The sequence below is a fragment of the Pseudomonas sp. MWU13-2105 genome, assembly GCF_023242315.1.
GTDB lineage: Bacteria > Pseudomonadota > Gammaproteobacteria > Pseudomonadales > Pseudomonadaceae > Aquipseudomonas.
The window spans coordinates 205792-222403 of the sequence record NZ_JALLIY010000011.1 but is presented as its reverse complement, the minus strand read 5'-3'; the positions used below and the strand labels follow the sequence as shown (position 1 = coordinate 222403).

19 protein-coding genes are annotated in these 16612 nt (G+C 59.0%); 15 read left to right on the top strand and 4 right to left on the bottom strand.

All coding sequences use genetic code 11. From position 1 onward, the window contains the following. Positions 1 to 36: 36 nt before the first annotated feature. Complete coding sequence (locus M5B96_RS17985; RefSeq protein WP_248798070.1) at positions 37 to 1266, bottom strand: cation:proton antiporter; 1230 nt, start codon at positions 1264 to 1266, stop codon at positions 37 to 39. Positions 1267 to 1495: 229 nt separating this feature from the next. On the opposite strand from M5B96_RS17985, the gene M5B96_RS17980 reads away from it, so the two are divergent. From M5B96_RS17980 to M5B96_RS17935, 10 genes are read left to right on the top strand one after another with little or no spacing between them, the layout of a single operon-like run. Then, entirely contained in the window at positions 1496 to 1804 is a 309-nt protein-coding gene (locus M5B96_RS17980) for a hypothetical protein (protein WP_248798069.1), read from the top strand. Between the two features lie 26 nt (positions 1805 to 1830). Continuing rightward, positions 1831 to 2718, top strand: a complete 888-nt coding sequence (locus tag M5B96_RS17975; protein ID WP_248798068.1) for a GNAT family N-acetyltransferase — start codon at positions 1831 to 1833, stop codon at positions 2716 to 2718. 1 nt (position 2719) lies between these two features. Beyond that, positions 2720 to 3415 carry an SDR family NAD(P)-dependent oxidoreductase gene (locus M5B96_RS17970; protein ID WP_248798067.1) on the top strand — a complete coding sequence of 232 codons (696 nt, stop codon included), beginning with the start codon at positions 2720 to 2722 and terminating at the stop codon, positions 3413 to 3415. After that, a complete protein-coding gene (locus M5B96_RS17965) occupies positions 3412 to 4779 on the top strand; it encodes a class I adenylate-forming enzyme family protein (RefSeq protein WP_248798066.1) in 1368 nt (455 codons plus the stop codon). Before M5B96_RS17970 ends, M5B96_RS17965 begins: the two co-directional genes overlap by 4 nt. Beyond that, a complete protein-coding gene (locus tag M5B96_RS17960; RefSeq protein ID WP_248798065.1) occupies positions 4776 to 5396 on the top strand; it encodes a hypothetical protein in 621 nt (206 codons plus the stop codon). Before M5B96_RS17965 ends, M5B96_RS17960 begins: the two co-directional genes overlap by 4 nt. Positions 5397 to 5411: 15 nt before the next feature. Beyond that, positions 5412 to 7124, top strand: coding sequence for a chloramphenicol-biosynthetic FADH2-dependent halogenase CmlS (gene cmlS, locus M5B96_RS17955; protein ID WP_248798064.1), 1713 nt, complete (start codon positions 5412 to 5414; stop codon positions 7122 to 7124). After that, positions 7114 to 7677 (top strand): RBBP9/YdeN family alpha/beta hydrolase, encoded by a 564-nt coding sequence (locus M5B96_RS17950; protein WP_248798114.1) that lies wholly within the window; start codon positions 7114 to 7116, stop codon positions 7675 to 7677. Before cmlS ends, M5B96_RS17950 begins: the two co-directional genes overlap by 11 nt. A 59-nt stretch (positions 7678 to 7736) precedes the next feature. After that, positions 7737 to 9143 carry a hypothetical protein gene (locus tag M5B96_RS17945; RefSeq protein WP_248798063.1) on the top strand — a complete coding sequence of 469 codons (1407 nt, stop codon included), beginning with the start codon at positions 7737 to 7739 and terminating at the stop codon, positions 9141 to 9143. Further along, entirely contained in the window at positions 9118 to 9525 is a 408-nt protein-coding gene (locus M5B96_RS17940; RefSeq protein ID WP_248798062.1) for a hypothetical protein, read from the top strand. Before M5B96_RS17945 ends, M5B96_RS17940 begins: the two co-directional genes overlap by 26 nt. Further along, positions 9522 to 10232: a 4'-phosphopantetheinyl transferase family protein gene (locus tag M5B96_RS17935; protein ID WP_248798061.1), complete on the top strand. Its 711-nt coding sequence runs from the start codon at positions 9522 to 9524 to the stop codon at positions 10230 to 10232. Before M5B96_RS17940 ends, M5B96_RS17935 begins: the two co-directional genes overlap by 4 nt. Here the strand turns inward: M5B96_RS17935 and M5B96_RS17930 are convergent. The 3 genes from M5B96_RS17930 to M5B96_RS17920 are packed head-to-tail and all read right to left on the bottom strand — an operon-like array spanning position 10219 to position 12309. Next, positions 10219 to 10944: a helix-turn-helix transcriptional regulator gene (locus tag M5B96_RS17930; RefSeq protein ID WP_248798060.1), complete on the bottom strand. Its 726-nt coding sequence runs from the start codon at positions 10942 to 10944 to the stop codon at positions 10219 to 10221. The genes M5B96_RS17935 and M5B96_RS17930 overlap by 14 nt on opposite strands. A gap of 47 nt (positions 10945 to 10991) precedes the next feature. Next, complete coding sequence (locus M5B96_RS17925; RefSeq protein ID WP_248798059.1) at positions 10992 to 11906, bottom strand: DMT family transporter; 915 nt, start codon at positions 11904 to 11906, stop codon at positions 10992 to 10994. A gap of 40 nt (positions 11907 to 11946) precedes the next feature. Continuing rightward, positions 11947 to 12309 (bottom strand): hypothetical protein, encoded by a 363-nt coding sequence (locus M5B96_RS17920; protein ID WP_248798058.1) that lies wholly within the window; start codon positions 12307 to 12309, stop codon positions 11947 to 11949. Positions 12310 to 12448: 139 nt separating this feature from the next. Here M5B96_RS17920 and M5B96_RS17915 point away from each other — a divergent pair, with 139 nt between their 5' ends. The 5 genes from M5B96_RS17915 to M5B96_RS17895 all read left to right on the top strand — a co-directional run bounded on the left by M5B96_RS17915 (position 12449) and on the right by M5B96_RS17895 (position 16604). After that, on the top strand, positions 12449 to 13360 hold the full coding sequence (locus tag M5B96_RS17915) for a LysR substrate-binding domain-containing protein (RefSeq protein WP_248798057.1): 912 nt from the start codon (positions 12449 to 12451) through the stop codon (positions 13358 to 13360). A gap of 128 nt (positions 13361 to 13488) precedes the next feature. Further along, entirely contained in the window at positions 13489 to 14427 is a 939-nt protein-coding gene (locus M5B96_RS17910; RefSeq protein WP_318654848.1) for a class I adenylate-forming enzyme family protein, read from the top strand. A 62-nt stretch (positions 14428 to 14489) separates the two neighbouring features. Then, a complete protein-coding gene (locus M5B96_RS17905; RefSeq protein ID WP_248798056.1) occupies positions 14490 to 15389 on the top strand; it encodes a DMT family transporter in 900 nt (299 codons plus the stop codon). Between the two features lie 50 nt (positions 15390 to 15439). Further along, the gene (locus tag M5B96_RS17900) at positions 15440 to 16219 is read left to right on the top strand and encodes a class I SAM-dependent methyltransferase (RefSeq protein WP_248798055.1); all 780 of its coding nucleotides are present in this window, start codon (positions 15440 to 15442) and stop codon (positions 16217 to 16219) included. 13 nt (positions 16220 to 16232) lie between these two features. After that, complete coding sequence (locus M5B96_RS17895) at positions 16233 to 16604, top strand: hypothetical protein (RefSeq protein WP_248798054.1); 372 nt, start codon at positions 16233 to 16235, stop codon at positions 16602 to 16604. The last annotated feature ends 8 nt before the right edge of the window (positions 16605 to 16612 follow it).

Genomic DNA, 16612 nt, shown 5'->3' with positions numbered 1-16612 from the left:
GAAAAGACCTTGTTGGCGATAGATGGAGAGAACGGGCTATTGCGCACTCAGCGGGCGCCGGCTGGCGCCGAGTTTGTGTAGCAGGTGGAGCAGCGGTCCGGTCATCATGGTGGTGACCACGGTCATGATCACAAACAGGGTAAACAGCTCTTCACCAATCACCCCCAGGTCCAGGCCGATCTTCAGCACCACCAGTTCCATCAAGCCCCGTGCATTCATCAGCACACCAACCGCAACTGCCACTGACGGCGGGTAACCCGCCAGGCGCGCGCCCAGAGCTCCGCCCAGCAACTTGCCGCTGACCGCCACCAACAGGACCAGCGCCAACATGCTGATGCCCACACTGGAAAAAGCCGCTGTCGACGTATTGAGGCCCGCCAAGGCAAAAAAGCACGGCATCAGCACAATGACTGCGATGTGCTCCACACGCTCGACCAGCATGTTCAGCAACCGCTGATCCCGGGGCAGACAAGCGCCAAACAGGAAGGCACCGAACACGGCATGCACCTGTAGCCAGTCGGTGAGGCTGCCGTAAATCAACGCGCCACACAGCAGCAACACCAGCAGGCGCGGATCGCCGTCATGGCCGATGCGCTCGATCCAGGCTTTGAGCAGTGGCCGCACGCACCAAAAGGAAGCAACGCACAACAGCAGAAGCCCGCCGAGCCGCAGGGCCAGGTCCTGCCATTGGCCGTCGACCTTCAAGCTCATGGCCGCAATGGCCAGCAAAATCCAGGCCCCCACATCGCTCAGCGCGGCGGACATCAATGCCAGGGAGCCGGCCTCACTCTCAAGCATCTGCCGCTCCTTGAGGATGCGCGCCAGCACCGGAAAAGCGGTGACCGAAAACACCGTGCCAATGAACAGCGCAAAGCTCAGGCGCGGTACTCCTGGCGGTGCGAAAGCCCCGAACAGTAACGGCGCGACCGCCACCCCGAGGGCGAAGGGAATGACAATGCTGCAGCCGCCCGTTAGCAGCACTTTGCCCTGCAGGCGCGGCCCTGAGCTTTCCGGAAAGCGAAACTCGGCGCCCACAACAAACATGAATAACAGAATGCCAATGTCGCTCAGGGTTTTTAACTGTATCGCGGCGTCGCCCCTAAATAGGGCATGGTGGAGTCCCGGAAAAAAGTACCCCAGAACAATCGGCCCCAAAAGGAAGCCGGCCATCATTTCCCCGATAACTTCCGGCTGGCCAATTTTCTTCAATAACGCGCCCACGGCCTTGGCAGCCAACAAGATGAATACGATCTGCACGAATAGCATGGCTCTACCTTATTGGTGCTCGCGAAAACTCACCCATCGGAAAGCAGCACTTCCAACCTGGAATGAAGGGATTAGCGGTTGATCCTAACTGAGCGGAGGAATTCAAAAAACCTATCAGAAGGGGTAGGTTTTTTTAGTGCGGGGAAGCTGTTAGATTTCGACTGCCTCGCCACGCTGTTCGCTGCCGACAAAGAGCGAAACTTCCCCATTGCCCTGACGGAGGTCGATAATGAGAGAGCAAGTATTCAGTATTATTCACAGCGCGTTGATCGAAGTGAATGCCACGCGCAAAGAGAAGATTGACCTGAGCAATGTCGATACATTGGCGCTGTATGGCACAACCGGCGTATTTGATTCCATGCAACTGGTCAGCTTTCTTGCCGCGGTCGAAGAGGGCCTGGATGATGAACTCGGCCTTGAAATTTCCCTGACTTCGGAAAAAGCCGTTTCACAGACAATCAGTCCGTTCAGCAGTGTTACGTTGCTGATTGAGTTCATCATGGCTGAGACTCAAGTGTCGGCGCCGGCATTGGCTTGATCCCTTTCACTTCCGAGGAACATCCAGTGAATGTGACCGTGCGAAAAGCCTTGAGCAATGATATGTATCCGGTCTGCAAGTTGTTGCGTGAGTCGACGCTCAATTCCAGCTGGATCGGGGTTAATGTGCGCAAACGCATGTTCCAGGACCCGTGGTCAGGCGGCGAAGACTATTTCGGCTATGTGATGCAGGACGGCGACGAAGTCGTGGGTTTCCTGGGGTTGCTCTTCACCCAGCAGCCGGTCAATGGGCCTGACGAGCGTTTCTGCGAACTGCACAGCTGGTACGTCAAGGAGGACTATCGCAAGGAAAGCCTCAAGCTGTTATTACCAGCTTTGTCCATGCGCAAGGTCACCTTGCTCAACTACACACCGACACCCGATGTGTATGAGATCAGCAAGAAATTTGGCTTTACTGATCTGGAAACGGATTTGTTATTGATATATCCCATGGGTAATCCGCTGAAAATTCGTTGGCGCTACCGCTTGGAAACGGATATATGCGCGGTACAAGGCTGGTTGAGCGACAAGGATAAAGTGGTTTTCCACGATCATTCGGCACTGGAATGTCGGCATTTGATGGTGGTCGATGAAACCAGCGGCCGCGCCTGTTATTTGATCGTCAAAAAAATGAGCCGGCGCTGGTTTGAACCCTTTGCGCGTATTTTATACATCAGTGATCCGGAGTTATTTGCCCGCAGCGTCGACAGCTGGCGTTTGAAATTATGCCTGATGCTCGGTATTCAATGCCTGGTGACGAATGCCGCGGAGTTGAGTAATTTCCGCATTTCCCTGTCGCGCCAGATCAAGCGAGACGTGCCCTCGCTGATAAAAACCAAATCGCCGTCTTTGCAGCCGGAAAAAATAAAGCCTGTTTACAGCCTGCCTCTGCTCATTGGTTATAAGTTGCATTGAAATGATTATATTGCTGACCGGGACACGTAAAGGTGTAGGCAAGGATGTCGCGCTGTATTTTTTGCAGCGCGGTGACCAGGTCGTGGGTTGTAGTCGTGGCGAGAGCAGTATTGAGCATGAAGGCTATACCCATTTTTGCCTGGATTTGAATGATGCACGAGCGGTGCGGCAGATGATCAAGCATATACGGCTGGCCCATGGTCGACTCGATGTACTGATCAACAATGCCGGTGAAGCCAACATGGCGCCTTTCTTGTTGACGCCGGAAGAAACCGTCCAAGGGTTGTTTGCCAGCAATGTGTTTGGCCTGATCAACGTTACCCGTGAAGCGGTCAAGTTGATGCAGAAAACCGAAGGGGCCAAGGCCATCGTCAACCTGTCGACCGTGGCCACCCGCTGGGCAATTCCCGGTCAGTCCATCTACGCCGCGAGCAAGGCCGCCGTCGAGCAACTGACCCGTACGCTGAGCAAAGAGCTGATGGCTTTCAATGTTCGTATCAACACCCTGGCGCTGCCGCTGTACCGCAGCTCCATGACCCGCACGCTTCCTCAGGAGATCAGACAGAAAATGATCGAGCGCCAGGCTATAGCCCGACTGTGTGTGTTTACCGACGTGATTGGTCCCCTTGAGTTTCTGATTGGCGAGCAATCGGCCTTTATCACAGGCGAAACCTTGAGCCTGGGAGGTGTGCAATGAGCCGCTCGCGGTTGCTTAGCGCCCTGGCTGAGCCGGCAGAGCGGGTGGCGTTGTTGCACGACGGGCACAGCCATACCTATGCCCAGCTGTGCGCGGAAGTCGAGCAGGCCCGGGCCGCGCTCCAGGCCCAGGGCGTGCAGCCCGGCGAGGCGGTGATCCTCAATGCCGACTACAGCGTTCAGGCTATTGCCGCGCTGTTGGCGCTGTACATCAACCGCAATATCGTCGCGCCGCTGGTGGACCTGAACGAGCGCGCCGTCTCGACCCTGCAGACCGCCGCGCAATGCCGCTACCGAATTGAAATCCGTGAGCACTTGCTGCGGGTTCATCCCCTGGCCGAGACCTGTGCAAATGAACCGCCGGCGCACTATCAGCGTCTGCGCAAACAGGGACGAGCCGGCCTGGTGCTGCTCAGCAGTGGCAGCACCGGCGCGCCCAAGGCGATTCTCCATGACTTCGACGACCTGATAGATCCCAAGCTGGAGAAGGGCCAGAAGAAGCCGACGACAATTCTGATGTTCCTGCTGTTCGACCATATCGGTGGTCTCAACTCGTTGCTCAACACCTTGCTGGTGGGTGGCTGCGCCGTCTTGCCTGGCGAGCGCACGCCCCAGGCGATCTGTGAGCTGATCGAGCGCCACCGGGTCAAGGTGCTGCCTGTCAGCCCGACCTTTCTCAACCTGATCCTCATGGGCCGTCATCAGGAACAGCATGACCTGTCTTCGGTACGCTTGATCACCTACGGCACCGAAACCATGCAGCAAAGCCTGCTGACCCGTGTCCAGCAAATGTTCCCCAAGGCCAAGATGCTACAGACCTTCGGGACCAGCGAAACCGGGATCAGCACCACGGTCAGTCAGTCGTCCGCCAGTACCTTCTTCAAGCTGACGGATAAGAACGCCGAGTTCCGGATTGTCGATGGTGAGCTGCAGCTCAAGACCCAAAGCCAGTTCATCGGTTACCTGAACCAGGACACCGACAACGTCACGGCGGACGGTTGGTTCCGCACCGGGGATCTGGTGGAGCAGAACGACGAGGGCTACTTGCGTATCCAGGGCCGGCAGAAGGAGCTGATCAACGTCGGCGGTCTGAAAGTGTTGCCCATGGAACTGGAGAACATCCTTATGGGCAGCCCGCTGATAGAGGACTGCCTGGTCTACGGCATGCCCAACGCGATTACCGGCCAGGCCGTGCATATGGATGTCAAAGCCACGGCGATTGCCAGCAAGCAAGAGCTCAAGCGCTACGTGCTCGAGCACCTGGGCAGTCAACTGGAAGCCTACAAATTGCCAGTGAAGGTCAACAAGGTCGACGAGATCGCCTTCTCCAACCGCTTCAAGAAGAGCCGGGTGGTGAGCCAATGAGCGATATCGTCATTCTCGGCGCTGGCAAGTTCGCTGTGGAGCTGGCCAGCTACCTGCGCGATATCGAGCCGCAGGCATGCATCCGCTTCCTGGCCATCGAGGATCCGTCCTGCGCCAGTGCCTTGCCGCTCGAAGCCTGGCCCGAGCAGGAGCTGGACGCCCGTCATCGTTATGTCCTGGGGGTAGCCGAGATCGCGCTGCGCCAGCAGTTGATCGACCGGCACTTCAGCGATGGGCGACTGCTGGCCCCCAACTTCGTCCATCCCGATGCTCGTCACCACCTGGACCTGAACCACAGTCGCGGCAACGTCATTGCTGCCCGCAGCTACCTGGGGGTCAACGTGCAGTTGGGGTCATGGAACATGATCAATTACCACTGTTGTCTGGGGCATCACTCGACACTGGGCGACAACAACTTTCTCTCGCCCATGTTTAACGCCGGTAACAGCGTGACCTTGGGCAGTCGTGGTTTTTACGGCCTGAGCACCGTGGTCACGCCACTGACCGTGGTCGGCGATGACGTCACGGTACAGGCCGGCGTGGTCCTCAGCGAGCTGATCCCGGAGGGTGTCCATTGCAGTTCAACGGCGCGGCAAAAAATCATTCAACTGGTCTGAAGGAGTAATTCCCGCATGAGCAAGAAAGCTAACGTCATCGTCATGGGAGGCGGTCCTGCGGGCAGTATCGCGGCACTGACCCTGCAGAAACTCGGGCACCAGGTTACGGTGTTCGAGAAAGACAAGTTTCCGCGCTACCGGGTCGGGGAGTCCTTTTTACCGGGTACTCTGTCGATCCTGCATCGCCTGGGCCTGAGCGACAAAATCGCCGAAGCCAAATACATCCTGAAGCCTTCGGCGACCTTTCTGTGGGGCAAGACCGAAGCGCCGTGGACGTTCTCCTTCAGCACCCCCAAGACTGAGGACTGGGTCTTCGACCACGCTATCCAGGTACTGCGCTCGGACTTCGACCAGATGCTGCTGGATACCTGCCGCGAACGTGGGGTCAAGGTCTTCGAAGAGGCTGGGGTATTTGACGTCGATACCGAACACAAGGACCACATCAGTGTGCAGGTCCGCCACAAAGGCGAGACCAGCACGTTCGAAGCCGACTACCTGATCGATGCCTCGGGCAGCAACAGTCCGCTGGTACGCAAACTGGACTTGCGCGAATACGACGAGTTCTACAAAAGCGTGGCCCTGTGGTCGTACTTCAAGGCTCCTGATCCGTTCAAGAATGACCTCAACGGCACCACGTTCTCCATTACCTTCGAGGACGGCTGGATCTGGATGATTCCCCTCAAGGACGGGATCTACAGCGTCGGTTGTATTGTCGACCAAAGCAAACTGCCCGAGATCAAAGCCCTAGGATTGGACGCCTTCTACGACCAGACCCTGGCCAAGAGCGAGCGCGCCCTGGGCATCCTCAATGGCGTGCAGCGCTCGGAAGAGGTCAAGCTGGTCCGGGACTGGTCATACGAAACCAAGTGCTTCTCCCGGGACCGCTTCTTCCTCTGCGGCGACTCGGCCTGCTTCACCGACCCGCTGTTTTCCCAGGGCGTGCACCTGGCGTCACAGTCTGCCGTGAGCGCAGCGAGCAGCATCGACTACTTGATGAGCCATCCCGAGCAAGAGGCCCAGGTGCACGGCTGGTACAACCGCAGCTATCGGGAAACCTACAACCAGTACCACGAGTTCCTCGCATCGTTCTACACCTTCGCCTCGTTCACCGAGCCGGAGTCGGAATTCTGGACCAAGCGACGGATTTCCGAGTCCGCCGATGAGCGTCTCAAACGTAAGGAATGGTTCGAACAGCTGGTCAATGGCGAAAAGCAAAACCGTCCGCAGATCGGCGATTTCAAAGACCGCGCCTCAACCATGATCGCCATCGGCCGGCACCAGCGCCAAACCCTCACCGATGAGTTCATGGACACCGAACTCAATCCGGCCCGGGTACGCTGGATTTCCGACCTGACCAAACAGTTGAACCGTATCACCCGTTTCGACTGGATCGGTGACCAGGTCGCCACCGTCGATTACTTCAAAATCGAACCCCAGAGCTTCAAGTTGCAGCTCAAGCAGATCCTCTCCAATGGCGCTGGCAAGGACATGAGCAAGTATTCGGTCAACGACGCGCTGGTGCAACTGATGCAATCGCTCAATGACCAGGGCTTTGGTTACAAGGAGCTGATGGTACGTCTGAACGACGTGGGCGAGGTGAACTCTTCACAGTTCGTCATTCGCCTGATGGAATCCGGCTTGCTGGAGGGCTATGACAAGGAGGACAACAAAGTACGGGTACAGGACCGTCTGCGGTTTGACGGAGTGGGTGTTGAATATGAAGTCTGAGTTGGCGTTTGACTGGCTGTTTCTGGCAGGCATCGGCAACTCCGGGCCAACTCATTGGCAGCGCCATTGGGAGGCCGAACACCCCAATACCCTGTGGCTGGAGCATCGCAACTGGGATAGCCCCAGCCGTGACGAGTGGGTCGGGGAGTTGCAGCAATTGCTCTCGACCCACCAGCGCCCGGTGGTAGTGGTCGCCCATAGCCTGGGCTGCCTGTTGTTACTGGAGTGGGCGGCGGAACATGCGCCAGCGGCGGACAAGGTTTTAGGGGCGTTTCTGGTGGCGGTGCCCGATCCGCGTAGCGCCAGGTTTCCCCAGGAGGCCACGGGTTTTCGCCCGGCCGAGGATTTGGTCAGCCGCTTGCCGCTGATCATGGTCACCAGCGAAAACGATCCCTATGGCGCCCTGGAATATGTCCAGCACAGCGCCCGGCAGTTGGGTTGCGAGTATGTGAACTTCGGAGCATTGGGGCACATCAACAGCAAGTCGGAGCTGGGTTACTGGCAACCGGGATTCTGTCTGCTGCAAGATTTTACCCGGTCGCTGATGGCTTGAGCCTCCTTGTGCAGGCGTCCGCTCGGGCGCCTGTGTGATCTATCGATCAGGATGACGATATGTCTGCACGCACTGCACTTTTGCCCACGTCTCACCTGTTTGTCTCGACATTGTCGCCGCTGATCCGGGGCGTCGTGTTCGGTCAGTCACATCGCATCCCGGTGCGCGTCCACCTTGATGGTATGAGCGTGCCGGCGACGCTTTTGGCCCTGGACGAGCGCCGTGCGATGCTGGAGTTGCTACCCGGGACCTATGTCCAGGGTACTGGCGAAGTCAGCATCGGCCTGACCTATGGGCAATGCCTGCATCGCCCGGCGGTGCCGGTCTGGCGAACAGCGTCATGGGTGTCGACGGCAACGACCAGCCTGACCGTCAATCTGCTGGGAGAACGCCCGGATTGTCTTTCCCGGCAGGTCGAACACGCTGATCGCGTGTTGTCGGCCAGCGCCACCAGCCCAGTGTTTTTCAATCGTCGCCTGACGGTGCAGGTGGGGCAGTTGAGCCCGTTGGCGGGGGAATTGCGGGTGCTGGGGGACGACCCCGGGGTGATGCCCGGCATGGACCTGGAGCTACATTTCAATTGCCGTTGGAGCGGTGCCTGCCGCGTGCGTGTCCAGGTGCTTGAACTGTATGAGTGGCAGGGCCGGCGAACCTGCTATTTCCGTGTACTGGACCTGGCTTCCAGCCAGGCGGTGGCCCTGATGCTGCTATGTCATCGCGAGGCGTTCACCTTCGATAGCCTGCCCGCCGCGCTGCGCAAGTCTCGGGCGGTTGATCGGCTGATTTCGGTGAGTATCGTCGAGACCCCACGGCGCCTGGAGGAAGTCTTGGCGTGTCGTCTGGCCGCCAATCGTCACTATGGCCGCCTGGGCAAGGTGGAGGATGCGCAGAGCCTGTGGGATGACTTCGACCCGTTTTCGATCCAGGTCAGTGCCCGGCTGGGCCGCAAATGCGTGGGTGCCGGACGGGTGGTGATCAATGAAGGACATCGCCAACGCTGTGAGATCGAAGTGTCGACGCCGCTGCCATCATGGCTGTGGGAGGGCGGCTTCGTCGAGATGTCACGGGTGGCGATCAAACCCGAATATTCCGGGCACAGGGTGATGCTGGCGCTGTTGCGTGAGTTGGGTCGTATCACCTTGTTCCTGCGCTGCCGCTACATCGTGCTGGATGCCATCGAGTTGCTGGTGCCCATCTACACACGCCTGGGGGCACGCTGCCTGCCCATCAGCAAGCAGCACCCCTACAGTGGCGAGCGGGTGCGCATCATGTACTTTGATGTTGGCCAGTTGCTGTCCAGCGTAGACCGTGGATTGCCCCACTGGTTGTATGTCTTTGGCCCGACCATCGAGCACAGCATTTCGTCCCAGAGTGTCCGGGATGTGGCCGCCACGCTCAGGGTGTCCGCCACCAGGTTGCATGTGAAAAGGAGTCTGGCCAGTGCCCTCAAGAAAATCCTTGGCTGACCCGGCGCGGGTGAAAGTCTTCAGCTCCCTGGTATCCGCCTCGCTGTATGGCGGCTGGGTGGCTTACTGCACGCGCCAGCAGCCGCTGGTGCAAATGCTCGGCTCGGGCCTCGCACAGTGGCTGCTCAGTTTTGCCGCGACTTTTGCCTTCTCGGCACTCATCAGCAGGCTGATCGGCGATAGCCGACGCTATGAGTCGGCGGCCATGGCGGCGGGGTTGGCGATGTTGTTGTATGGCGCGATTCTGTTCAGCATCCATGCCGTCGTCGGCACCCCCCGTCCCTTGAGCACCTTGCTGCCGGTCCTGATACTGGCGGGGGCCTATGCGTGCGTGTTTGCCAGTCTGCAAGTGCGGCATAACCTGCGCCCCGTCCATCCATGACAGCTCCGCGGCTGGTCATGTTTGCCCTCGATTATCTGGCCGCGCCGCCCTGGCTGGCGGTACTGAGCGAGGCTGAACGCCGCCACGGCGCCACACTCGAAGGCCGCCAGCAGCGACGTTTTCTCAATGGCCGCATTGCGCTGCGAGTGAGCGCCGCGCAACTGCTCGATTGCGCCACCACACAGGTAGGTATCGAGCGCAATACCTTGGGGCAGTTGTCCATAAGCGTCCCCGAACCACTGTTCGTCAGCCTGAGCTATGGCGCGCACATGGGGCTGCTGTTGCTGGCGTCGACTCGGATCGGCCTTGATTATGAAGACGGTCCGGCGCCGGTGTTCTGGCAGAGCGCCATGCGCCGTTACCTGTGCCAGTGTGAGCAGCGCTGGCTGCAGGCGCAGGACGCCGCTACTCAGGAACGAGAGCAGGGGTTCGTCTGGCTATGGACCCGCCGGGAGGCCTTCCTCAAGTATCTGGGCGTTGGCATTCGCGGCAAGCGTCAGTGCCTATGCGACCTGTCGGAGGACGAGCAGCCCTGTCAACGCCGCTTCAACCTGGCAGGAGGCACGGGAACCCTGGTCAGCGAGGAGCCCTTGAACGGATTGCAGACCCGCTTCCTGACGTTCGATACCGCGAGCCCTTCGCCCTTCGACGACCTGCTGCACTGGCCGGAGATGCCGAACATCGGCGTTCACTCTAGACCTGGATGATCTGCATGGACAGTGCTTGTACCACTGCGGCGTTGCGGCTGGTCACGCCGAACTTTCTGCGGATGTTCTTGAAGTGAAAGTCCACATTGGCTTCCGAACAGTTACAGATGTTGGAGATTTCCCAACTGGTTTTGCCAATCGCGCTCCATTGAAGGACCTCTTTTTCGCGCCTGGTCAGTCGAACCCCGTTGGCCACCTTGGGCGCACGGAGAAATTTCAGAGCGCTTTGCAGGGCGACGTCCTTGAGCCAGGAGAGCTCGAGCCAATTTTCCCGGATCACCACTTTGGCGACATGCTCATCAACCCCGTCGATGCTCAGGCCAAAGGTGCCGAACTGGCCTTGGGGACCATGCAGGGCCAAGGTCACCCCATTGATCAGACCATAGCTGGCGGCTTCTTCGCGTAACACCCGCTGATTGCTACTGGTGTACAGCCGATCAGTCCATATCACCGGCAGGACGCTGTGCATGCAGTGCAATTCCACCGGATCGATCTTGGCGTAACCGGCACGATCGTAGGCCTCATTCCAGGCTGTCGGGAAATCGCCGATGACCAGGGCATCCCGGCTGTCGGCCTTGACGCTGGATCTCAAACAAAACAGAAAACGGCTGAACCCCAGGCGCAGGACCCGTTCCTTCATGCAGGCGCGCCATTCGTTAATTGTGCTGAGTCGATTGAAGTCCAAGAACGCTTCAATGGCTTCCAGATCCATCTTTGAGTCCTCCTGACTGACGCTTCAAAACCCGGCCCCAGCGGGGGCTACCTGTTCACCAACCATATGGAAAAGGCAATCAACGCCCCTCCAATGCCTTGCAACCAAGACAAATGAGTGTTCAACAGCGCAAAAGAGAGCAGCACCGCAAACAGGGGTGCAAAAAACAGAAAGCCACTGACGCGGCCAGCATTGCCTTGCCTCAGCGCAACGAACCACAGCCCGAACGAACCGGTGGAAGCCGGGATTGCCAGCCAAAAAAACCAACCCCATTGGCTGGCCGTGATGTGCTCTGGCCACTGCTCACCCATCAAGCCAGCCACCACCAGCACCACCAGAGAGCCGATGAACATCTGCCAGAAGCTCAAGGCCCAGACGCCGATCGGCAAGTGGTTGCGCTTGTTGATCAAGGTCGCCATCGCCCAGCAGAGCGCGGCGCCCAATCCGTAGCACAGGCCTTGTACCGCTGGCAGATCTGAAGACAGCGAAACATCGGTGCCGACAGCCATGACGATGCCGACCACCCCTAGCAACAACCCCAGCCAACGGCTGGCCGTGATCGGCTCAGCAAAAAACACTCGACCTGCCAACGCCACCCACACCGGGTTGGTGAACAACAAAATGGCGGCGGTAGAGGCCGATATCGTGCGCATGGCCATGAACAGCAGGCTCATGACCGCTGCTGTCTGGGCCAGCCCGATCAAGCCCACGATGCAGGCTTCCTTGAGCCGCAAATGCCTGGGAAAAAGGCTCGCGAACAACGAATCGCCTTCCAGCCACAGCAGTGGCAAGGTAGCGATCGCCGCCACCAGAAAGCGCCACCCGACCAGAAGAAAGGGTGGGAAACCTTCGGTGAGCAGGATCTTGCCGGAGACAAAGCTTGAGCCCATCAAAAAGGTCGAGGCCAATATGACCAGGGACAGAGTCAGCCGGCCTTCTGCTGCACGAGCGAGTAGCGGCATTATCCGAAGTCCTTGCAGAGCGCCGATTGGTTGCCCATCGCTAGTTGATATCGATGCGCAAAGCCAAGGTGCGCGGATTCATGTAGAGAGGCCCCAACCATTTGCGCAACCCAGAAAAGCCGCTCCAGCGCGGAGGTGCATTCACAGGCGCCACTTGCATGACACCTTCGCCATCAATCAAGGCCATGCCGGCGGTCAACTTGATGATCTGCCCCTGCTCCAGTAACAGATCACAGCCATCCCAGCTGACCCAGTGGCGACCGGTCATTGAATAGGTATAAATGTCCTGAGCAAATCGCAGGGACAACAGTTGAGTCTGTCCCAGAGAAATCTGTACCCAGTTGTGGGCAGACTCAATGGGTTGCACAGCGGGTCTTTCGACCAATTTCGAGACGCTTTTCACCACACAGCCCTCTTGCAAGCAGTCCGTGCTGGTCACCACTGCTGTTGCCGAGGCTGCCCATACACTTTGACTTACATTAAATGGACCGCAGGCTTTAAAATATCAGTCATTTTTTACCACTTCTGTTAGGAAGGCTTACATGTCGACCGTCCCCCCCCTTAGCTGTCTCCGTAGCTTTGAGGCCGTCGCCCGGTTAGGCAGCGTCACGCTCGCCGCCAAGGAGCTTCATGTGACGCACTCGGCGATCAGCCAACAGATCAAGGTGCTGGAGGAGTTGGTCGGTATCAACCTGTTCATTCGCGAGGGGCGTGGCTTGCGGGTGAATGAGCATGGCCGCCTGTACTCACTGCAAATCCGTCAGTCGTTGGGTGCCATCGCCGAGGCCACTCATCTGGTCCAGGCGCGGCCCAAGGCATCCGAATTGGTGGTAGCGGTAATGCCTTCATTCGGGCGCTCCTGGCTGTTGCCCAGGATCGGACGGTTTCAGCAGCACTATCCGCATATCACCGTGCGCTTACATGCCAGCCTGACCGTATCGAATCTGCTTCAGGAGTCGGTTGATATCGGCGTGCGTATGGGGCGTGGCGACTGGGAGGGGCTGGAAAAGCGTCTGATGTTTCACGATGACATGGTGGTGGTCGCGGCCCCCGACTTCAATGGCGGGCAACTACCGACGACACCCGCGGAGGTCGTTGCCAGCACGATCATTTTCACGATGGACTCCTGGCAACCCTGGTGCCAGGTCGCCGGCCTGGATGTCAACGTGCCCCGTACGGGCTTGTGCAGCAATGACTCCAATCTGGTACTGGAGGCTGTGCGTCTGAGGCAAGGTATCGCGTTGGTCCGCCGTAGCCTGGTGCATGATGCCATCGTGCGAGGTGAGCTGGTCCAACTGACCGAATACGCGTCACCTTATGCCTATCCCTATTGGTTGGTGTTGCCGGTCCAGGAGCACTTGGAAGCCAAGCAGCATCAGTTTTCCGCATGGCTGTTTGCAGAGGTGGAGCGCTATGTGGCAGAGGTCGAACAACTCCGATCAAAGGCCCTCTAATACGCCGTCCGACAACTGTCATGGTCGGCAAACAATACAGTTCGTTGCGCTTATTCCCAACCGTACCGGTACTGGCCCCGCCTGGCTGACTAGTGTGCACCTGTCCTTCAGGCACGCAGGAGCCGAGCATGAATATCGCCAACTGGCTGGACGAAGCCGGCCTTCAATATCCCAAGCGCCCAGCCTTGTTCGAAGGGCAGCAGCTAGTCGCCAACTACGGCGCCTTTGTCGCCTTGGTCCGGCACCGGGCCGCCTACCTCATTGACGAGCACGGCATCGTCCCCGGCGACCGGGTCGTCCTGTTCATGCAGAACTGTTGCGAATACCTCGAGCTGCTCTACGCCATCTGGTGGGCCGGTGCCGTGGCAGTGCCGATCGACTGCAAGCTGCACCCCGTCGAGGCCGGCTGGATCGTCGGCAACGCTGACGCCCGGCTGATTTTCACCGACGGCGGCCAGGTGTTCGCCCCCGAGAGACTCCCCCTGGGGTGCCACGAGCTGGATCGGGAGGACATGGGGGCACTCACCTCGATCACTTCGCCGCCGGACACACCTTATCCGCGGCATGCCGACGACCCGGCCTGGCTGTTCTACACCCCCAACAGCACAGGCGACACCAAGGCGGTAATACTCAGCCACGGTAACTTGACGGCCATGTCGCAGGGCTTTTCACCCGATGTCGATCCGATCGACGCCGATGAGGTCGTGGTGTATGCCGCGCCGATGTCTCACTGCGCCGGGCTCTACAACCTGACCCAGGTACGTCGGGCCGCTCGCCATGTCGTCCCGGAGTCTCGCGATTTCAAGGCCGACGAACTGTTCGAGCTGGCGAGCGGGTTCGGCAATATCACGCTATTCGTGGCCCCCGCCATGTTCACGTACATGGTCGAGCAGGCCCGCCTCCAAGGCTACGACGGCAAGGGCATCAAGACCATTATCTATGGCGACGCGCCCATCTACCCGACAGACCTGCGCAACGTACTGCTCAGGAACAGCTACGGCGAGCTGCTCAAGACGGAGCTGCGCCTGTGGTTGAAAGCCAGCGCAAATGACCCCTCCACGCCCTGAAGAACATGTTCACGGATACCCGGCTGCCCCGGATCCCGCCACCATCAAAAGGAGCCGTCAGCATGACGCAAGCCAACGCAGCCAGTTTTCCAGAGACCAAGAGTCAAGACCTGCAAGCCTACTTCCTGGGTCTGATCTCAGTAGCAGCCTTTGCCATGACCCTGCCCGCGGCCAAGATGCTCGCGGGCGATCTGAGCGCCGTCCAGGTCGGGATCTTTCGCTCGGTGATCGCGGCCCTCGCCGCGATTCCCTTTTTGCTCATTGGTCGCGCCAGGCTTCCGGACCGCTCGCAGATCAAGCGCATGCTGCTGACCTCCACCGGGATCGTCTACGGCTTCCCGATCCTCACGGCACTGGGCATGCAGTATGTGCCCGTCAGCCACGGCGGCGTGGTCCTGGCCGCGCTGCCGCTGTCGACGGCGATCTTCGGCACCCTGATCACCGGCACCCGGCCGTCCAAGGCGTTCTGGGCGGTCTCCAGCCTGGGCTTCCTGGTGGTCATGTCGTACACGGTGATGAAGTCGAATGTTTCCGACATCTACATCGGTGACCTGGCCCTGCTCGGCGCCGTGGCACTGGCCGGCTTCGGCTATGCCCAGGGCGGCGCGCTGTCCAAGGAACTGCCGGGCTGGCAGGTGATATGCTGGACCCTGGTCATCAGCCTGCCGGTACTGCTGCCGGCCAGCCTGTGGCTCTTCGACAGCAACACCATCGCCCACCTGCCGAGCACCGGTATCGCCGCCCTGCTGTTCCTGGCGCTGGTCAACTCGCTGCTGGGCTTCTTTTCCTGGAACCGGGCCCTCGCCCTCGGTGGTATCCAGCGCATCAGCCAGCTGCAGTTGCTGCAACCGTTCTTCACCTTCGGCTTCTCGATCTGGCTGATGGGCGAAACCTGGAACTGGCTGACGCCATTAGTCTGCGCTATTGTCATCATCTTGGTCTGGTTGTCCAAACGCACCTGACTACTCGCCCGGTGGCCGCGCCGCCCTCGCCCTAGAATGGAATCTCGAGCATGACTTCTTCGACATCTTTTTGTCCGAGCGGTGAATCGCAGCAGAGGGCGGGAGTGCGGGATGAGCGTGACATCTGTTTGATCGATCATCCCGCCAGGGCGGTCCTCGAACTGCTGGGCCTCAAGCCCGGGGAAGTGCTGTTGGATATCGGCTGCGGCGATGGCAGCCTGAGCGAGCAACTCCAACACGGCGGGAATCAGGTGGTGGGGTTCGACAACGACCCCAGCCTGGTTTCAGCCGCCCGGGCCAGAGGGCTGGAGGTACGCCATGGCAATGCCGAGCAGTTGTATTTCTATCAGGAGTTCGACGCGGTACTGAGCTATGACGCACTGCACTGGATGCCACGCTCGGACCAAGTGGCCATCGGGATCTACGAAGCCCTGAAACCGGGTGGGCGCTTTGTCGGCGAATTCGCCGGGGCCGGACATCAGAAAATCCTGCGGCGCGCGCTGCGCGACTCACTGGCGCGCAGATCCCTTGACTTCGAAGTCGCCGATCAGCTTTATCTGCCTACAGCCGGCGCCTACCAGAGGGTGCTGGAAAACGCGGGTTTCCACGTAAGCAGCATTCACTGGTTCGAACACCCGGTGACCCTGGATTGTTCGATTGCCCAATGGCTGCAAAGGTTCGGAGCCCGCTACTTGGCGCTGCTGCCCGCCGAATCACAAGATACGTTTTTGAATGAAGTGACCGAAGAGTTGGCTGCCGATTGTCTGGACAGTAACAACCAGTGGACGCTGGACTGCACATGCCTGCGGTTCAAAGCCGAAAAAAAGTGAACAGGAGCCATCCATGTCGACAAAAACCACTGGATCCGCACTGAAATCCTTTTATGCCGAGCCCGCCGTGTGGCTTAGCCATGACGGCAGGCCACTGCACTGGATCGAGAACATCAGACTGACCATCAACAACTCGGAAGTGGATGACGAGCTGTGCATCCAGAGTCTGCAGGACAACGATGAGGTCATCATCCTTGAAGGCACCATCTTCTCTTATCAGAACCTGAGCGAGGTCATGAGCCTGGAACGCTACTTCAAACTCTGGCAACGCAGTCTCGGCTCGGTCTTCCTCGGCGCCTTCATCCCCGAAGCCCAATATGAAAAGCTCAGCTCGATAATCGAAGCGGCAGGCGGACAGATACTCCGCAGCACGACCAACGCCTGAGCTCGCGC

Bases quoted from the DNA above. Each gene is read 5' to 3' on its own strand.
- M5B96_RS17985 (WP_248798070.1), bottom strand. From the start codon at position 1,266: ATGCTATTCGTGCAGATCGTATTCATCTTGTTGGCTGCCAAGGCCGTG.
- M5B96_RS17980 (WP_248798069.1), top strand. From the start codon at position 1,496: ATGAGAGAGCAAGTATTCAGTATTATTCACAGCGCGTTGATCGAAGTG.
- M5B96_RS17970 (WP_248798067.1), top strand. From the start codon at position 2,720: ATGATTATATTGCTGACCGGGACACGTAAAGGTGTAGGCAAGGATGTC.
- M5B96_RS17965 (WP_248798066.1), top strand. From the start codon at position 3,412: ATGAGCCGCTCGCGGTTGCTTAGCGCCCTGGCTGAGCCGGCAGAGCGG.
- M5B96_RS17960 (WP_248798065.1), top strand. From the start codon at position 4,776: ATGAGCGATATCGTCATTCTCGGCGCTGGCAAGTTCGCTGTGGAGCTG.
- cmlS (WP_248798064.1), top strand. From the start codon at position 5,412: ATGAGCAAGAAAGCTAACGTCATCGTCATGGGAGGCGGTCCTGCGGGC.
- M5B96_RS17950 (WP_248798114.1), top strand. From the start codon at position 7,114: ATGAAGTCTGAGTTGGCGTTTGACTGGCTGTTTCTGGCAGGCATCGGC.
- M5B96_RS17945 (WP_248798063.1), top strand. From the start codon at position 7,737: ATGTCTGCACGCACTGCACTTTTGCCCACGTCTCACCTGTTTGTCTCG.
- M5B96_RS17935 (WP_248798061.1), top strand. From the start codon at position 9,522: ATGACAGCTCCGCGGCTGGTCATGTTTGCCCTCGATTATCTGGCCGCG.
- M5B96_RS17930 (WP_248798060.1), bottom strand. From the start codon at position 10,944: ATGGATCTGGAAGCCATTGAAGCGTTCTTGGACTTCAATCGACTCAGC.
- M5B96_RS17925 (WP_248798059.1), bottom strand. From the start codon at position 11,906: ATGCCGCTACTCGCTCGTGCAGCAGAAGGCCGGCTGACTCTGTCCCTG.
- M5B96_RS17915 (WP_248798057.1), top strand. From the start codon at position 12,449: ATGTCGACCGTCCCCCCCCTTAGCTGTCTCCGTAGCTTTGAGGCCGTC.
- M5B96_RS17910 (WP_318654848.1), top strand. From the start codon at position 13,489: ATGAATATCGCCAACTGGCTGGACGAAGCCGGCCTTCAATATCCCAAG.
- M5B96_RS17905 (WP_248798056.1), top strand. From the start codon at position 14,490: ATGACGCAAGCCAACGCAGCCAGTTTTCCAGAGACCAAGAGTCAAGAC.
- M5B96_RS17900 (WP_248798055.1), top strand. From the start codon at position 15,440: ATGACTTCTTCGACATCTTTTTGTCCGAGCGGTGAATCGCAGCAGAGG.
- M5B96_RS17895 (WP_248798054.1), top strand. From the start codon at position 16,233: ATGTCGACAAAAACCACTGGATCCGCACTGAAATCCTTTTATGCCGAG.